The organism is Hanstruepera ponticola, from assembly GCF_002940745.1.
In the GTDB taxonomy this organism is placed as follows: Bacteria; Bacteroidota; Bacteroidia; order Flavobacteriales; family Flavobacteriaceae; genus Hanstruepera; species Hanstruepera ponticola.
Window position 1 is genome coordinate 266940 of the sequence record NZ_POTB01000001.1, and the last position, 16194, is coordinate 283133.

Sequence of the window (16194 nt, forward strand, 5' to 3'; positions counted from 1 at the left end):
TTGTGATTAATTGGCTTTTTTATGTTTATTAATCTGGATAATTGGGAATATTCAATCCTAGTATAATATCATGTTTAGCGACTAATAAATTGCCTCTTGCTGTTGTTTTCAAAACCCCATTTCCGCCACGATTACGCATGTTGTTCCGTTGTGATTGGGTTAGAAAGGGATCGTCTTCAAAAACCCATTCATCTATATAGTAAGGATTATCAACATCTGGCTCTTTTATGGTTGGATGAATATGAGCCATAATGTTGCTATTAGGATAACTAGCTGGTTTAACCGTATAAATGGCGTATTTACCGTAAGTATTGGTTTTTACCCAACCACGAATATAACCATGTCTAGATGCTTGTTTATTAAGATTATCTGTAGTTGCATAGTTACCATAAATATCAGTATGGTAATAATAAAGAATAACATCTGGTGCTGGTGTTTTAGCATCCTTTTTGTAGATAGTCCCAGAAATGAGTAGCTTCTGCCCTTCTTGATTCCAACCTGGACTGGTATCTGTTGCTTTTATATTTTTGGGTATCCCAATAAACATAAAGTCACGGTTTTCAAAAGGACCACCAACAATGGCGTTTGTGGTGTGCGTTGGTTTGGTTTGCCCTTGACAGGATAGTACCAAAAGGCTTAAACTAAACACGATACTTATTTTTATTGCTGTAGAACCCATAGCCTTGTAATTTAGTTTGTATGAAAATTACAAATAAGCACCATTGGATTGTGGTAAAATACTGTTAATTAACATCCTTTAAGCATGTTTTCATGGTTCTGACAGAACTTACAAACGACTTATATAGGACTTAACTACGGCCTAACTAGGGCTTATCTCAAAAAAGCCATGTGCTTACATTTTGTAAGAAAAATCGATGACTTCCATACACTAGCCATACACTAGCCATACTTTAACTATAGGGAAACAATATAGGTGGGTCATAAAGCACATTATGCAGTGATGCGTTATATGAAAAATGTTTTAAAATGATTAGATTTGGGTAGTGGCATGAACCCACTAGTAATCATATACTCCCGATTTGGGTGCAAAAGGACACCTTTTTGGTATACATATATAATAATAAACATACTGGTGTTTATACATACGTTGTGGGCAATTTAAACCAACAGATAGAAGTTGAATTCTGAATGAACAAAATTTTAAAAATATTACCTTTTTTTCTTCTTACTATTTTGAGTTGCAAAGGACAGGATAAAGAACCATCTGACTTTATTCCAGAAGGATATGTAGAATTTGAAAAATATTATGGAGACTTAAATAAAGATGGACTTAAAGACTGTGTACTAATAATCAAAAAGACTGATACAACTAACATTGTTACCAATCGCTTTGATAAAAAAGTTGACAGAAATAGACGTGGAATTGTTGTCTTATTCAAAAATGAGGAAGGTTATCAACTTGCAGACAAAAATTACAATTGCTTTTCTTCAGAAAATGAAGATGGTGGAGTTTATTTTCCACCTGATTTATGGATTGAGATTAAAAACGAAAAATTGTGCGTTCATTATGGATACGGAAGGTATGGATATTGGGAATACACATTCAGGTTTCAAAACTCAAACTTTGAATTAATTGGATACGATTCAAGCAGCAATCGTGGACCAGTAGCAAATACAGTAACAAGTATTAATTTCTTAACAAAAAAGAAATTAGTAAAAGAAAACACCAATGAAAATGCAGAAGGAGGAGATGAAACATTTAAAGAAACTTGGAATACAATTGAAATAGAAAATCTAATCAAACTGTCTGAAATAAAAGATTTTGATGAATTAGATATGTATAATTATTAAAAAAAATGCGCACAACAGTGGCTATAAGTAATTACTTTTATACACCTACTCGGAAAATTGCTTGCGCCAGTTCGCTACGCTCGAGTTTCGCGGATTTTCTATTTGTTTTGTATTTGCTATTAGTTACTGAAACACGCAACAAAATCACACACAAATCCTTAGTGTGCCATTTAAACCAAAAATTATGAAGATAAAATTATTAGTCGTTCTAATTTTAATTACGTTTTTCTCATTTGCTCAAAATAGTAATTATGAAAAATGGACTGCAATGGCAGATAACGATATAAGTTTACAACCTGAATATGGAAACGTTGAAAAAACTGAATCTCAAAAAGCAGATGATGAAAATTTCAAAAAAGACATTTTGGAATATTATAAAAGCGACACAATCTCTGCGAGTAAAAAAATGAGTGATTTAGGTTTTACTTATTTGTATGATAAAGGAGATTTCATTACTGCAATGCGTCGATTTAATCAAGCATTTATGTTAAATCCCAAAAATGCCGATGCCTATTATGGATTTGGAACAATTTTCTTCAACCTTGGTGCTATGAAAAAAGCTCGTGAACAGTATGACAAAGGATTGGAACTTAACCCAAAACACCCTAAAATATTAACGGATTATGGCACAACATATCTCGGTGACTATTATGAAAGTTTAGAAAATGGAAAAGAAAATTCTAATGAATTCCTTGTAAAAGCGAATGAATATTTAGAAAAATCACTTGATTTTGATAAAAAGGATTCAAATACAATTTATAAACTTTCAATTGTAAAAATGTACATTGGTGATTGTAATGAAGCCAAGGAATTGCTTGATAAAGCAAAAAAGATGAACAATCCAAATGTTACTGAATCTTATGAAATAGAACTGAATGAAAAATGTAACTAAAGACGGCTAAAACAACAACTATAATCCATTGCTCGCTTAATGCTAAACCAGAAAACTGTATATTTAACTTGGTTCGATTAATACTTCTAAAATCCTACGGATTTTCAGTTCGTATGTACTTGCTAAATTATGTGCAAAACCGTGCTAAAAATCAGACATAAACAGTTATGCTTCATTACTAGAAACCGCTAACCAATGATAAAATTCTTTAGAAAAATTAGACATAAGTTACTCTCTAGAAATAAATTCAGCAAGTATCTCATTTATGCTGTTGGTGAAATCATACTTGTAGTTATTGGTATTTTAATTGCATTACAAATCAATAATTGGAATGAGGCTAATAAACAACAACGTAAATCAGAAAACTTAACTATTCGTTTGCAAAACCAGATTAGTCAAAATATTCAACAGACAAAGAACAGAATAGATTACATTAAAATCCAGATGGATAATATGACTAGTCTTATGCACATGATTGGAAAACCATTTGAAGAATTTGACTTTGAACTACTAGACAAAAAAATGAGTATGTTGCTAATTGATTATCATCTTGGTCTTGATATGAATACATTATCAGAAGCCCAAGATAATGGCGAAATTGCATCCCTAAAAAACGATTCCTTAAGAGTTGCACTTTACAAACTTACTACCATAAATGAAACTTTAGAGCAACGTGAAACAGTAGCAAATGGTGATAACCTAAATTTTGTTGTCCCCTATTTTTATAAAAACTCAAATGGAAGAAATATTGCTTCTAATAACGATAGTAATTATAGAAAGAAAATAGGATATTCAAAATTACATAACCATAATTATAATGACATTTTAAACGACAGAGAATTTGAAAATTTATTAGATTACAGAATTTACTATTCTCAAGAAATACTAGACCGCTATAATTACTTACAAGAATATTTAGAATATATAAAGATACTGTTGGACAAATAAAATAATAAAAGCCCAAAGCCTTTGGAAACTATAAAAACCTTTTTCTTAAAATGAAACCAAGAATTATAAAAAATGATGCTGGTCACAAGTTAAATGTGATGGGTGATAATCAAATTATCAAACTGTCATCAAAAGATACCAATGGCCAATTTACCCTGATTGAGCAACATAACGAACCTGGAATGGGAATTCCACCTCATGTACATGAGAATGAAGATGAAGTATTTCACGTATTGACAGGTAAAGTAGAAATGATGATTGGTGCAGAATCAACAACTTTATCTGCTGGCGATATGATCTTTTGCCCAAGAGGGATTCCACACGCATGGCGAGTAGTTGGAGAAGAAAAAGCCAAAGCCATGTTGAGCATTTTTCCAGCTGGATTGGAAGGCATGTTTGAAGAATTATCAGAATTGCCTGCCGGACCACCTGACATGGAAAAGGTTACTGCTATTTGCGGAAAATATAATTTGAAATTCGTTTAAATAAACTACTGTTGCTAACAATGGTAATAGTTTATTGTTACTTCCTACTATACAAAAAAACTATTTTTTAATGCATGATTCCTAAAGCGAACAATTCCTGCAGAATTATAGCCTAAACACTGTAGCCAATTTAAGAAAATGAATCCTAATTTAATCTTTTGTGTATTTGCCCTAATGACAATATTTAGTTGTGGAAATGAAAAAAATGATTTTGACTCCAACTCGGAAAAGGTAAAAATTATAGCATATCAAGAGTCTCAAATCGGTGGTATTGAATTCGTATTATTAATCGACAATAGATTTAGAATAAACCGTCAAGGACTTTTTCGCCCTGAACACTATTTTGGTAATGCAAAAATAGAATCGGACTCAATTTTTCTAAAGTATTCTGACAAATCAATAAATTTTGACAGTATTCCGTTACCAAGAAAAATGAAAATTGAAAATTACCGACTGAAAACGGATTTAATAAATTGGAATTATTATTTGACTATAAATAAAAAATAAAAACCGACTAACGTCATTGAAAGTTCATTGTTTTTGTTTTTTTAGTGTTGCAATTCTAGTCGATTCGCTAAATTAGTTATGAAACTAAAAACCAATAATAAACAACATTATTCACTATAAATAAGAAACGATAACAAAATGAAACATTTATCCATTCTGACCTTAACCGTAATCTTGTCTTCAGTTACTATGCAATCATTTGCACAACAAAATGATTTTATAAACGACTATTTGGAGCGATTAGAAAATTCACGCAAATACTTAATTCTTGTTGCTGAAAACATGCCGGAAGAACAGTATAACTTTAAAGCATCACCAGAATCTATGAGCTTTGCAGAAAATTTAATGCATATTGCTTGGGCCATGGATTGGCATTGTCAAACCTTATTAGGTGACCGAAAGGCAAGAAATTGGGAAACAGATACTGAACTTAAAGTGGCAAATAAATCGAAACAAGAGATGCTAGCAGCTGTTAATAAGACTTTTGATGAAACTATAAAATTTATAAGGCGTTTTAATACCAATAAATTCAATGATAGATTAGACTATTTAGGTTTAAATAGAACGAAACGGCAAATCTTCTTGTTACTTGCTGACCATATAACACATCATAGAGGACAAATGCTAGTGTATATGCGATTAAATGGTATAAAGCCGCCTAGATACGTTTTATATCAGTAAGTAAACTGGGTAAAAAATCACAGATAGCTCATAAAGAAGCTTAATTAAGCTTTTTCTTTAGGCTTATACATAATTATAATTTGAATAACAATGGCGAGAAATATGAGCAAGTATATTTCTATTTGAGTAAAAAGTTCAACAGTGTCAATGGCTTTCTTGCTAATGAACATTTGCCTTTTACCCTCATCAATCTGAATATCAGATAGGTAATTTAAATCGCCTTTTACAACCTTAATTTGATTGAGATATTTGGACTTATTAATGCGTTTATCTTGCAAATAGTTGTCTTCTAGTCCTTTCAATACCAAAACATCTTCCTTGAGATTACTAAAAATCTGATTCTCTTCTTTTGTTAATTTAGTTTGCTCAAATTTTAATAGTAATTCCTGTAAACTATTATTAACTACCTTATTACTCGAATTAAAAAGTACACTATCAGTGCTTACAATGGCTACTTCTTTTTCATGTATCAATTTAGACATATCAAAAATAATATCTTTTGCTATAAGTCTATCTTCATAAATAGTTGTGACAGAATCTTTTACACGTATAAAATTATTTCTATCAATTAAATTGGTTGTGACAATCAACACAAATACTATCAAGATGCCTAATACCCATTTTGCTTTATTATAAAACGCCATATTTGGTTTATTTAATGATTAATGATACTTCTAAATATAATTAAAACTTAAAAAATATATGATAATAAATGGCTTTATTTAATTAATTCAATTCATAATAAAAGACACGGTTTCACTAACTACTTCCTGGAGTTCTTGTGGCAATTTATCATCCTCCCACGGATGTTTCGAATTGAAAACATGATCGGCATTTTTTACAGGAAAAAGAACACTATGAGTATGCCATTCATGTAAATTTTCGGCTTCTTTGTACAATACCGAAGTATCGCTAGTTCCATGGATAATTAATGTTGGAATTGTTATCTTTTTTATAGCTTTTTCAATGTTTAATCGGTCTTGATTGGCCTCAAAATCTTCATAGAATTGATAATTATGTGGCATTTGCTGTTTTGTTCTACCATTTAAAACATATTTAACGCCATCTTTTTTCCACTGTTCCAAATCTCCCACAGTAGCTGTACGTTTAGCAAAATCACAAACGCCTGCCCAAGTAATCAACTTGCCAATTCTATTATCTTCACTAGCCTTTATAACGGCTATGCCTCCACCTCTAGAATGCCCAATAATGACGATATTTGACTGATCTATCTCACCACTATAGTTGTTATTATTGGGTGTAAAATAATTAAGTACAGCATCAAGATCATCTAATTCTTTGGAATAATTGTTTTCAGCAAAAGCCTCTAAATCTGGAAAATCAATTGGGTTATCAATTGTTCCACCATTGTGAGAAAAATTAAACTTCACAAAAAACATATTAGCCTTTAAGAATTCTTGTGCCACAAAATGCCAGGCTCCCCAATCCTTAAAGCCTTTATAACCATGGCAAAAAATGACTAAAGGTTTTTTCTGACTATTCTTATGGAAATAGGCATCCCAAACAATGGACTTATTATCTTTTCGTTCTAGCACTTGGTTTTTAAGAATCATGACCGTGGTTTGTTTAGATTTCTATCATACATTACAATGCTGCCAGCGACGGATACATTTAAACTTAATTCAGATTTAAATTTCACTAGGTAATGACTTTTTTCAATGGCTTGTTTTGATAAGCCATGATCTTCAGCTCCTAGTAAATAAACACAACGCCTAGGATGTGAAAATGTTTCTAAATCTTGGGCTTCATCTGAAAACTCCAAACCTACTATTCTTGCACCTTTAGGAAGATTATTAAAAAATTCATCAAAAGTATCATAGTGAAAATAAGGCATTGCTTTTACAGCATTATGTGTATCACAAGCCTGCTTGGCATAGCGATTACCTATTGTAAAAATAAAACTAGCTCCTAAATTTTGAGCAGAACGCCAAAGAACACCTAGGTTTTCCGGTGTTTTCCCATTTTGAATACCAATTCCAAAGAATTCATTTGTGAAATTATCAACCATGTCACAAAAATAAATAATTAAAGGGGTTTACTATATTTGAAATGTGAAAAAATAGTCTCTTTTAGATAACTATAAAAAGTCTCTTGAAAGATTAAAAAATTGCTACATTTGTTTTTAATCATATCATAATTTCGCATAAAATATACGCATGCATAAAATTATCCTATTTCTTCTGCTATTAGTAATTCTTGCATGTAAAAATGATAAAACTGTAGATATCCCTAATCAAAATAAAACTGCTACTAACTTGATGGCAACAAATGGCTATATTGGTGATAAGCAGTGTGCTGCATGCCATTCAAAAGCCTATGATGACTGGAAAGGTTCACATCATGATCTAGCTATGCAAGTAGCGAACGATTCAACTGTTTTAGGTGATTTTAATAATATTGAAATAACACTTGATGCAGTGACTTACTATTTCACGCAAAAGGGTGATGATTATGTAGTTAAAACAAAAGAAATTAATGGTGATGAAAATACCTATATAATTGGTTATACGTTTGGTGTGGAACCACTCCAACAGTATTTGGTAGATTTTGAAGATGGAAAAAAGCAGGTGTTGCGTGTGAGCTGGGATACTAATAAAAAACGTTGGTATCATCAATATCCTGGAGATACTATTAGTCCACATGACTGGTTGCACTGGACTGGTGTTTCACAAAACTGGAATACTATGTGTGCCGAGTGCCATTCCACAAATCTGGAAAAAAATTATAATGTTGAAGGCGATAGTTATAATACAACCTACTCATCAATAAACGTGAGCTGTGAGTCTTGTCATGGTCCTGCACAAAAACATGTAAATTGGGCTAAATCGGCAAATGGTAATGCGAGTAAGGACACGTATCTCATTTCTCTTGATACCCAACTAAATCAAATGAATAGCTGTGCACCTTGCCACGCTAGGCGTACAAAATTGACAGAAACTTTAGAGCCAAATATTTCATTTGAGAACCAATACATACTGCAAAACTTATCAACCGATTTTTATCATGGTGATGGTCAAATTATGGAAGAGGATTATGTTTTTGGCTCCTTTTTACAATCAGAAATGTATCATCAAGATGTCACCTGTACTGATTGCCATAATGCACATACACTTGAAATAAAAATGAAAGGTAATAACCTTTGTTTGCAATGCCATGAGCCTAAATATAATACGCCAAGTCATCATTTTCATGAAAGTGATACCGAAGGATCTCAATGTATTAATTGTCATATGACTGGTAAAACATACATGGGAAATGATTTTAGACGTGATCATAGCTTTAGAGTGCCAAGACCTGACCAAAGTATCATGTTCAACACACCTAATGCCTGTAATAATTGCCATAGTGATAAAAGTCCTGCTTGGGCTTCCCAAAAGATAAAAAGCTGGTATGGTAACGAGCGAGCAGATCATTTTTCAAAATATTTATTAGTAAGTAGTAAAGCTTCATTGTCTTCTGAAGAGATAAGTCAGGTAAATGCTTTTATCAACAATCTGGATTATCCAGCTATTGCTAGAGCAACCGCTATAGATAATTTAGATATTGTTACCGAAGATCAGTATCAAACACTTTTAAGTCGTTTAGAAGATCCATCATCATTAGTACGATTTAACACCTTACAAAAGTTTGATGTGGCACCTCCAGAATTACGAGTTGAAGTTGCTTCAAAACGTCTTTCAGATACAACCAAAATGGTTCGTGTTGCTGCTGCACAATTATTAACTGGATTGGATTTGAATATGCTGACTACCTTGAATCAATCGGATTTAACCAAAGCTCAAGGAGAATTAGAGACTATGCTTCGTGTTAATGCTGATTTTTCTACTGGAAGATTACAATTGGGCGATTATTACAATAAGAAAAAACAGTATAATGAAGCTATTTATCATTATCAAATAGCCTTAAAAAAAGATAGTCTTTTGATTCCTGTTTACAGTAATTTGGCTACTACTTATAGCCAAATAGGAAACTCACAAAAGGCTCTAGAAACGCTCAACCTACTTATTGATAAAGTACCTGAAATGAGTCGTGCTTATTATTTACGTGGTTTGATATACTTTGAGCTGAATAAACCAGATAACGCCATCGCTGACCTCCAATATGCTGTTGAATTAAATCCTGATGATACACGATCACTTTATAATATTTCTACTTATTATTATCAAAATAAAAACTATAAGCTAGCAGAACAGTTTATTAAAAAAGCCATAGCCATTCAACCAGGAAATGGAGATTATCAATATCTATTAGCCTTAGTTTATAAAGAACAAGGTAAAACAGATTTAAGTAATCAAATTCTACAAGGGCTACAATAAAACATTGATGTTTAGTTATTTACAAACAAAAACACTTCTGAAAGGTAAGTCGACAATTTCTGTAAATTAATTTTTGGCACGTTGTTTGTTTTCTAATGTTTGAGTTTAATTAAAACCCCTAACATTATGAAGAAATTAATATATCTTTTTTCGGTTTTACTAGTTACTAGTACAGTCGTTACAGCAACCACAACCAATAACACCAGTGCTATTTTAGAAAACACTACCTACAGAGGTTATGGTCAAAACTTCATATTTGTTGAAGGTGGTATTGAATTTTCAGTGTTCCCTGATGGACAATTTGATTTTTATATGCCTCAATATGGACCTAATGTGAATGTAGCTGTTAATGCACCTGGAGTAAGCATCAGTTTTAATTCAGGATATGACTACAATCCTTATGTGCAATATGATGAGTTTGGAGCTATAATTCAAATTGAAAACATACCTGTATTTTATGATTTTTATGGACGTGTGAGACAAGTTGGTGATATTTTCATCAATTATAATGCATTTGGCTATGTTTCACGTGTTGGTGGACTATACGTGCACTACAATCGCTATAATAGATTTTCATACTGTACTGGATTTATAAATCCTTTTAATCGTGTTTATGTTTTTAGACCATGGCATACTTATTACAGGATTCCAGCTTATAATCACTGTGTAGTTTACAATAGACCTTACAGACAGTATTACACCCCTGTACGTTATACTTATACAACACCTTATAGAAATAATTATAGACGTACTACAGCAGTAGCCAGCAGACGTGGTAATACGGTTCAAAGAAGTCGTGATTTAGCCACTAGATATGATGGTAGAAGAAATCGTGTAGCCCAAAACACATCGCGCTCAACACGTGGAAATGTTAGTAACAGTTATGTACGTTCACAATCTAATAATCGTTCAACCAGCAGACGCCAAATTAATGAGTCTTCAAGAGCACAAAGAGATGTAAAAGCTATCACTAGAGTGAGAAGTCAAGTTACCAATAATGGTGGTAATAGAAAGCAAAACTCAAAAGCTTATAGAAACAACGATAGAACCAGTACTAAAAGATCTGTTACAAGTAATAATAGACAACAACAGCAATCGAAAGTCAGAAAATCTAGAAGTACGCCATCTCGATATGCTACAAATTCAGGTAGTACAGTACGTAAATCTACCGTTCAGAAAAAAAATAGGAATATTGGAAAACCAAATGCCTCAAAATCTCGTACATATAGTAAAGGAAACAAGACAACTACTAGAAATAGTTCAAGATCTAATTCTGGTAGAAAAAAATAAAAACTTTTTGGTTGGTTAGTTAGAAAGTCCTGCGAATAGTATGCGCCTCAAAGCACATTCGTGGGATTTTCTCATTTTAGCGTTTAAGCATTTTATTGAGTATAGCGGTGATTTCGTCAGAAAAATTTAATACATAAACTATGGCTCCATAAAAAACGCCAATGAGTATTGACTTTAAAGCTATATTAATAATAGGGTGAAAAGAAAAGTCCCAGAAATAAAACACTCCCAAACTTACAATAATCAACATAAGAACTTTAGACGTATTTACTGAAAATGGCAGCATTTTAAATTTATAATTTACAAACCAAATTTTAGCTGAATTATATAAAAACACAGCTATAAATGTTGCAAAAGCTGCTCCGTTGATACCATATATAGGAATAAAAATGATATTTAGTGTAATAGTTAATATAGCCAAAAGCACACCCAATAGTAAAACCATTCGGTAATAATCACTATTAAATAAAATGGCATTATTGTTTCCTAACAAACCATCAATTAATTTAGACACACTGATTACAAGCACAATCAATAAACCTTCAACATAATTTTCATTAATCAATTTGTACAGTTCATTGATATTTAGAACAATCAGCAAGAATATAAACCCACTAATAATAAAAAGGTTTAAGGAGCTTTTCTGGTATAAGACCTTTAATTCAAACTTATTATTATCATTTAGAAATTTAGCCGTCAATGGGCTCACAATTTGATGCATAGATCTGCTGGGAACACTTATAACAGAGGCAATGTAAATTGCTACACCATAATAGGCAACGTTTTCAATAGCGACATATCTGTTGAGCATAAACTTATCTATCTCTAGTATAATATTGGCTACTGATCCAGCTATAATGATTAGTGATGTATATTTTATTACGTCAGATAGGTTATTTAGTTTGGTTAATTTAAATGATGGAAAGCGTAAACTAAAAGCATATAGCTTCATGATTATCAATCTTAAAACATAAATACCTGTTATACCATATATTAACTGATTGACGCTAATGATGTTAGCATATAAACACAACAATAAAACAGCCGTACAAACCCTATGAAACACTTCTTTCATAAAATTGCCAAAAACACTTTGTAGTTGCACGCGAGCCCAAGCATAGAAAACTTCAAAATATGAAAATGAAACAGCAGTAATAAAAATAAGCCATACATAGTCTTCTACAATGTCATTATTACCAATAAACCATTGACTAATTGTATCAAAAGCTAATAAACCAATTATTCCCAATGGTATTATTATGGCTAATGGTAGAAATAACATTAAAACCAAAAAACTATTTTGAGTAAGCCTGGTTTTATAAGATGAATAAAACTTTATGATGGTATTGTGCACACCAAAAGCCAAAATAGGCATCATAACATTGGCCGTAGAAAGAATATATGTTATCAGTCCAAAATACTCATCACTCAAAAACTGGGTAAATAAAAACAGAACATTAATAGCACCAATACCAAAACCTAAATAGGTAATGATCGTGTTTTTAATTGATTGGTTTATAACAATTCCCATTTATAATAGTTCTGCCAATGCTTTGGTTAATTGTTTTCTACTAAACTTTTGCAAGCCAACACCCTGTACTTGTAAGTTACCTTTTTTATAATTCAAATAATGTTTTAAAATTATACGTTTTAAATCATTATAACTATCATAATAAAAATAAGTGCCAGTGTTAGTTTCTTGTAGAATGCGTTCTACATCAGAGCCTTTTGGGCCAATAGCAACGATTGGTCTTCCTGAAACCATATATTCAAAAATCTTGCCTGGAATTATAGATACTGTTTCCGGTGAATCAATTTCAATTAGCAATAATAATTGAGCGTTTCTTTGATTTTCAACTGCTTGTTTATGTGATACATATCCAATGTTTTCTAAATAATCAATTAAACCATTAGAATCTATTTCTTTAAGCACTTCTTCACTTACATAACCTACCAGTTTTAACTTAAAATCATGAGCGAAGCCAGGTTGATTCAGAATTAAATCATTTAAAACCTGCCAAAGAATAGTTGGATTTCTTTCAGACAGTAAAGAGCCAATATGTGCTATTGAAAATTTGGAATCCAGGTTGGTTTTTATAGAGGGTAATAAATCATACCCATTTGTTATCACACTAATGGGTTTATCAGTTATTTTGGAAAACTCTTTCTTTGTGACTTCACTTGTGACAATCACTTTGTCAGCAGCTTGTAAAACATTTTTTTCTAATTGCTTGTGTTTCTTTTGAGCGGCTTTGGTAAGTTTGAGTTGCTTATGATATCCAATGGTAGTCCATGGATCTCTGAAATCTGCCACCCACTGAATATTGTCACTTTTTTTTAGTTGCAGTCCTATCAAATGCAAGCTGTGTGGTGGGCCTGTTGTAATTATTGTTCCAATACTATAATCTTTTATGTAAGTGCTTAAATATTGAACAGATGGTCTTACCCAACTCTTTCTAGCATCAGGAATAAATAGGTTACCACGAATAAATAATAATAACTTATCTAAAACTGTTTGAGATTTTTTGTTTGGAATAATCCCTTTACTGATTGTTTTGGATTTCTTTTTAGATAATATACCTGCAAACTTATAGGGTTCACGGATTGGTTGCTTAATTATAGTAATATCATCAGAGACCTCATTAATTAAACTTTCATCAATAATGGGATAGTTTGGATTTGATGGTACATAAACAATAGGTTTTATACCATATTCAGGTAAATACTTAACAAACTTCAACCACCGTTGTACACCAGGTCCACCGGCTGGTGGCCAATAGTAAAGAATTATTAGTACGCTTTTAGGCACTTTTTTTTGATTTGTTACTGTATTCATAAAACAATCCAGCTATTAGCAAGATACCAAAAATAATACTACTTGCCAATGCAATTGTACTACCTGTTTTGATAACTTCTGGATCAAACATAAATTCAATAACATGCTCTCCTGAAGGTATTGGCATACCTCTCAAAACGTAATTAACTCTTAAATGAGATGCTTTTTCACCATCAATATAAGCTTGCCAACCATTTCCATAGTAAACTTCAGAAAATACAGCAAAACCATCGTTTGTATTACTGGATTGATACTTGATATAATTTGGTTTGTATTCAAGTACATTAATACGTGCCAAAGAATCTACTTGATAGTTAGGTTTTAAATTGTTTTGTTCATTTGTGAGCTTGGTATAAATAGCTTCTCTTTTGGTATCTAAACTATCCAAAGCCATGATTTCTTCGTTGGCTGATTCTTTTAACGTTAATTTTTCAACAAACCAAGCATTGCCATTAGCATCAGTATTGGTGTACGGAAACACCTGACCTTCATTATCTTGCGCAATAATATACTTGGTATTAAGCATATTGAGTACATTAATATTGTTTTGGCTAATGTAAAACTCATTAACTTCATTAAATCGCTTCAGTTTTGCAGCGTGATAACCACCAAGCGCATTATGGAAATACGATGATCTGGCACCTCCAGAAGTCACATCAAAAACTCTAAAATTAGATTCATCATTGAAGATTATTTTGTCAGCAGCATTAGGTTGAAATGGTTTGTTTATTTGTAAAGAGGATACAAAATCGTCATTGTTTACATAGCGTCTATCTACACCAACCAAATCAAACAAAATCAACACCGCGAATGAAATAGTTAACAAGGTTTCAGAAATCTTATTTTTTATAAACATCCAAACTAAACCTGCAGATAATAAAACCAGTATGAGTGTTCGTAAACTGTCTTGAGTAAAAATCATCTTCCGGTCGGCTTTAACTGCATCAATAAATGGCTGACCGTAGTTTTGACGCCATAAGCCATCATTGGCTCCAACAAAATTGAATAATGTTGATTTAAACAATAAAACAATTAAAGCAAAACCTCCAGTAATTAGTAGAGTATATTTTAATGCTTTTATTTTAGCTTCTTCATTTTCATAGCTATTAAACAAACGCACCAAACCAAAAATAGCGAGTATTGGAATACACAATTCTAGAATAACCTGAATAGAACTTACCGCCCGAAACTTGTTGTAAAGCGGAACATAATCAATAAAAATATCAGTCAAAAATCCTAAATTTTTACCGTATGATAACAGTAGAGACAATATAGTACCACCCACTAGCCACCATTTTAAACGACCTTTCACCAAAAACAAAGCCATTACAAACAAAAATATAACTACAGCTCCAATATAAGCTGGTGCCTCGACAATAGGTTGCTCTCCCCAATATGTTGGTATTTGCTGGGTTTGTTCCAAAGCTTGTAATGGTGTTGCTCCAAGGCTTAAAAAGTAATCATAAGAGGCTGAATCCTTGCCCACATCTTCATAGCTTCCTCCTCCTAAAAATCGTGGAATATATAGATTGAAGGTTTCTAAAAACCCATAACTGTATTCCGTAATATAATCTTTATCTAATCCTGATGTGATTTCTTTTGGTGAACCATCTGGGTTTATGGTTAATTCACTTTGACTACGTGTACTTTCTTTGGCATACTCTTGTGTAGCCATAAAACCTGTAGCGTTTAAACCAACTGACAAGAATACGGCAATAATTAAAATTCCAACCGACTTAAAAAAATGTGGTAAAAGCTGTTTCTTATAAGCGTCTATTAAATAAGCGATTCCTAATACGATGACAAGCAACATCAAATAGTAGGCCATCTGCGGATGATTGGCAACTAATTCTAGTGCTAAAGCAACCGTTGTGAGCAGAAAACCAAGAATGTATTTTTTCCTAAAAGTTAGAATAATACCACTTAAAACCAAAGGCATATAAGCTATGGCGTGGGCTTTACTATTATGTCCGACACCTAAAATGATTATGAGATAAGTTGAAAATCCAAATGCCAATGAGCCCAACGCTGCCAATTTATAATCTACTTTCAATACGAGGAGCAGAATATAAAAACCTATAAAATAAAGAAATAAATAGTCGGCAGGACGTGGTAAAAATCGCAATGCCAGATCCAACTTTTTAATATAATTATGCGGATATTTAGCTCCCAACTGATAGGTTGGCATGCCACCGAAGGCACTATTAGTCCAATAGGTTTCTTCGCCAGTATTAGCTTTAAAATCCTTTTGTTGTTTAGACATTCCTATGTAATGCTTTATATCATTCTGGAATATCTCCTTGCCTTTGAGAACTGGATTAAAATAAGCTAATGAAATACATATAAAGCCTAACAAAACAAGAATATGTGGCAGGCATTTTTTTATTGAAAATTGCATGAATGTGT

Annotated in this window: 15 protein-coding genes; 8 read left to right on the plus strand and 7 right to left on the minus strand. The window is 32.2% G+C overall.

Going from position 1 to position 16194, the window contains the following annotated elements:
* Nucleotides 1-28 precede the first annotated feature (28 nt).
* Nucleotides 29-679, minus strand: coding sequence for a dioxygenase family protein (locus C1S72_RS01250; protein WP_104733864.1), 651 nt, complete (start codon nucleotides 677-679; stop codon nucleotides 29-31).
* Nucleotides 680-1149: 470 nt separating this feature from the next.
* Here C1S72_RS01250 and C1S72_RS01255 point away from each other — a divergent pair, with 470 nt between their 5' ends.
* The 6 genes from C1S72_RS01255 to C1S72_RS01280 all read left to right on the plus strand — a co-directional run bounded on the left by C1S72_RS01255 (nucleotide 1150) and on the right by C1S72_RS01280 (nucleotide 5325).
* Nucleotides 1150-1812, plus strand: a complete 663-nt coding sequence (locus C1S72_RS01255) for a hypothetical protein (protein WP_104733865.1) — start codon at nucleotides 1150-1152, stop codon at nucleotides 1810-1812.
* 184 nt (nucleotides 1813-1996) lie between these two features.
* On the plus strand, nucleotides 1997-2704 hold the full coding sequence (locus C1S72_RS01260) for a tetratricopeptide repeat protein (RefSeq protein WP_104733866.1): 708 nt from the start codon (nucleotides 1997-1999) through the stop codon (nucleotides 2702-2704).
* 195 nt (nucleotides 2705-2899) lie between these two features.
* Nucleotides 2900-3652, plus strand: coding sequence for a DUF6090 family protein (locus tag C1S72_RS01265; protein ID WP_104733867.1), 753 nt, complete (start codon nucleotides 2900-2902; stop codon nucleotides 3650-3652).
* A gap of 50 nt (nucleotides 3653-3702) precedes the next feature.
* Entirely contained in the window at nucleotides 3703-4137 is a 435-nt protein-coding gene (locus C1S72_RS01270; RefSeq protein WP_104733868.1) for a cupin domain-containing protein, read from the plus strand.
* Between the two features lie 138 nt (nucleotides 4138-4275).
* Nucleotides 4276-4644, plus strand: a complete 369-nt coding sequence (locus C1S72_RS01275; protein WP_162919896.1) for a hypothetical protein — start codon at nucleotides 4276-4278, stop codon at nucleotides 4642-4644.
* Between the two features lie 138 nt (nucleotides 4645-4782).
* Nucleotides 4783-5325 carry a DinB family protein gene (locus C1S72_RS01280; protein WP_104733870.1) on the plus strand — a complete coding sequence of 181 codons (543 nt, stop codon included), beginning with the start codon at nucleotides 4783-4785 and terminating at the stop codon, nucleotides 5323-5325.
* A gap of 44 nt (nucleotides 5326-5369) precedes the next feature.
* On the opposite strand, the gene C1S72_RS01285 is transcribed toward C1S72_RS01280, so the two are convergent.
* The 3 genes from C1S72_RS01285 to C1S72_RS01295 form a co-directional block, all read right to left on the minus strand.
* The gene (locus tag C1S72_RS01285) at nucleotides 5370-5969 is read right to left on the minus strand and encodes an MCP four helix bundle domain-containing protein (protein ID WP_104733871.1); all 600 of its coding nucleotides are present in this window, start codon (nucleotides 5967-5969) and stop codon (nucleotides 5370-5372) included.
* Nucleotides 5970-6056: 87 nt separating this feature from the next.
* Nucleotides 6057-6899 (minus strand): alpha/beta hydrolase family protein, encoded by an 843-nt coding sequence (locus C1S72_RS01290; protein ID WP_104733872.1) that lies wholly within the window; start codon nucleotides 6897-6899, stop codon nucleotides 6057-6059.
* On the minus strand, nucleotides 6896-7354 hold the full coding sequence (locus C1S72_RS01295) for an RNA methyltransferase (RefSeq protein WP_104733873.1): 459 nt from the start codon (nucleotides 7352-7354) through the stop codon (nucleotides 6896-6898). Before C1S72_RS01295 ends, C1S72_RS01290 begins: the two co-directional genes overlap by 4 nt.
* Nucleotides 7355-7502: 148 nt before the next feature.
* Here C1S72_RS01295 and C1S72_RS01300 point away from each other — a divergent pair, with 148 nt between their 5' ends.
* Nucleotides 7503-9662, plus strand: coding sequence for a tetratricopeptide repeat protein (locus C1S72_RS01300; protein ID WP_104733874.1), 2160 nt, complete (start codon nucleotides 7503-7505; stop codon nucleotides 9660-9662).
* A gap of 126 nt (nucleotides 9663-9788) precedes the next feature.
* Nucleotides 9789-10952, plus strand: a complete 1164-nt coding sequence (locus C1S72_RS01305) for a hypothetical protein (RefSeq protein WP_162919897.1) — start codon at nucleotides 9789-9791, stop codon at nucleotides 10950-10952.
* 76 nt (nucleotides 10953-11028) lie between these two features.
* Here the strand turns inward: C1S72_RS01305 and C1S72_RS01310 are convergent, their stop codons facing one another.
* Genes C1S72_RS01310 through C1S72_RS01320 form a run of 3 tightly spaced genes read right to left on the minus strand, consistent with a single transcriptional unit; the run spans nucleotide 11029 to nucleotide 16186 of the window.
* Nucleotides 11029-12483 (minus strand): lipopolysaccharide biosynthesis protein, encoded by a 1455-nt coding sequence (locus C1S72_RS01310; protein ID WP_104733876.1) that lies wholly within the window; start codon nucleotides 12481-12483, stop codon nucleotides 11029-11031.
* Nucleotides 12484-13788: a glycosyltransferase family 4 protein gene (locus tag C1S72_RS01315; RefSeq protein WP_104733877.1), complete on the minus strand. Its 1305-nt coding sequence runs from the start codon at nucleotides 13786-13788 to the stop codon at nucleotides 12484-12486.
* A complete protein-coding gene (locus C1S72_RS01320; RefSeq protein ID WP_104733878.1) occupies nucleotides 13754-16186 on the minus strand; it encodes a YfhO family protein in 2433 nt (810 codons plus the stop codon). The genes C1S72_RS01315 and C1S72_RS01320 overlap by 35 nt, the downstream gene beginning before the upstream one ends.
* Nucleotides 16187-16194: the final 8 nt, after the last annotated feature.